This is a genomic window from Aminobacter sp. P4_D5, assembly GCF_056401815.1.
This window is the reverse complement of record NZ_JBFUIP010000346.1, coordinates 1-1,842: the sequence shown is the minus strand read 5'-3', so window position 1 is coordinate 1,842 and position 1,842 is coordinate 1. Positions and strand designations below refer to the sequence as shown.

Genomic DNA, 1,842 nt, shown 5'->3' with positions numbered 1-1,842 from the left:
GGATGCAACCGATCCCGACGTTGCCCGGATCGTGCCCAAGATGAAGCGCGGCGACCTCGACAAGATGTCGTTTGCGTTCCGGGCAACCCGACAGGCATGGGACGAAACCGGGGACATTCCCATTCGCCATGTCTACGAGGTGGATCTCTTCGACGTCTCTATCGTCGTTGATCCCGCCTACGACGGTACCGAGATCGGCCTCCGGTCGTTGGAAAAGCACCGAGAACAGCTTCGTAAGACCCAGAATTTCCATGCGGCGGCAGCACGTCGGCGCATGCGAATGCACCTCGCCCTCAGAGAGCGAGAGAACGGCAAGTAGCCCCTGCTGCTGCCTATTCACCATCACGACAATCCGGAGAAACAGAATGAGCACTCAGCTTAAAGAGCTGCGTGAGCAGCAGGCTCGTATTGCGACCAACGCTCGCGCAAAGTTCGACGAGATCAAGACCGAAACGCCGGCGGAACGCGCTGCCGAGATCGAAGGCGAATTCGACCGCATGATGGCCGAACACGACCAGATCGGCACGCGCATGGAACGCCTCCAGAAGCTCGAAGATGCCGAAAAGCGTACCAACGCCGGTGACCCGCGTCGGCCAAAAGGCGGCGACGGTGAAGTGCGCAACGGTGATGGCGACGGCGTGATTGAGTACAAGGACGTGTTCACCAAAGCGATGCGCTTCGGAGTCGCCGAACTGGCTCCCGAGGAGCGTAGCGTCCTGGTGTCCGGTCGCTCGCGCGACAAGGAAGTCGAGCTTCGCGCCCAGGCTACGGCGCCAGGCACCGCGGGCGGCTATGCCATTCCGCAGGGGTTCTCTGCCGAGATCGACAAGGCTCTTGCTGCTTGGGGGCCGATGCTCGACGAAAATGTCGCGCGCCAGTATCCGACCGCCAGCGGTAATCCTATCCCGTGGCCGACCAACGATGACACCGCCCAGCGCGGCGAGCAGCATACCGAGAACGGCGCTGTGACCGACGATGGCAGCGGCGATGTCACATTGGGTCAGAAGACGCTCAACGCCTACCTCTATGACTCGAAGGTCGTGAAGGTGTCACTCGAGCTCTTGCAGGACAGCTTCTTCTCCATGGAAGGACTGCTGACCGATTTGTTCGGCGAGCGGCTTGGGCGTACCGGCAATGACGTTCTGACCGTCGGCGACGGAACCAACAAGCCATTCGGCGTGGTTGCGGCCTCGTCGCTGGGCAAGACCGCTGCGGCGGTGGCTGCGATCACCGGTGACGAGCTGATCGACTTGCAGCATTCGGTTGACCCTGCCTATCGGTCATCGCCGAAATGCTACTGGCAGTTCAATGACACCACGCTCGCCTCCATCCGCAAGCTGAAGGATGGCCAGGGCAACTATCTCTGGGCGATGGGCGACGTGACCAAGGGCGCGCCGGATTTGATCCTGGGCAAACCCTACAAGGTCAACCAGGCCATGGCGTCGCTCGCCACCGGCAACAAGACTGTGATCTTTGGTGATCACAGCAAGTACATCGTCCGTCGTGTCGGCGACATGCAGATGATCGCTCTGCGCGAACGCTACATGGACGCGCTCCAGGTCGGCTTTATCGCCTTCATGCGCCTCGACGGCGAACTGCTGGACAGCCGGGCAATCAAGCACCTCAAGCAGGCCTGATTTTGGCTCATCAAGGCGGGCGGCTCCGGTCCGCCCGCTCTATGAACCAAAGGAGAATACAATGACCGATACCAAATTCGTGAAAGTGAAACTGCACCTGAGCGGCGATATCCGCATGGTTCCGGTCGAGGAAGCTACGGTGCTGTTTAGTGCAAAGCGAGCGTCGCTTGTGCGCGATGAAGCGGCTCCGGAGAAGGCAGTGAAG

At 60.5% G+C, this 1,842-nt stretch carries 2 protein-coding genes; both read left to right on the top strand.

The annotated features are described in order from the left end of the window. A partial coding sequence (locus tag AC1DWF_RS31715; RefSeq protein WP_476842528.1) for an HK97 family phage prohead protease occupies positions 1-319 on the top strand: 319 nt, incomplete at its 5' end. A gap of 46 nt (positions 320-365) precedes the next feature. Continuing rightward, positions 366-1,637: a phage major capsid protein gene (locus AC1DWF_RS31710; protein WP_476783748.1), complete on the top strand. Its 1,272-nt coding sequence runs from the start codon at positions 366-368 to the stop codon at positions 1,635-1,637. Positions 1,638-1,842: the final 205 nt, after the last annotated feature.

What these genes read in the sequence shown, in the direction of transcription:
- AC1DWF_RS31710 (WP_476783748.1), top strand. Translation starts at nt 366, where the DNA reads ATGAGCACTCAGCTTAAAGAGCTGCGTGAGCAGCAGGCTCGTATTGCG.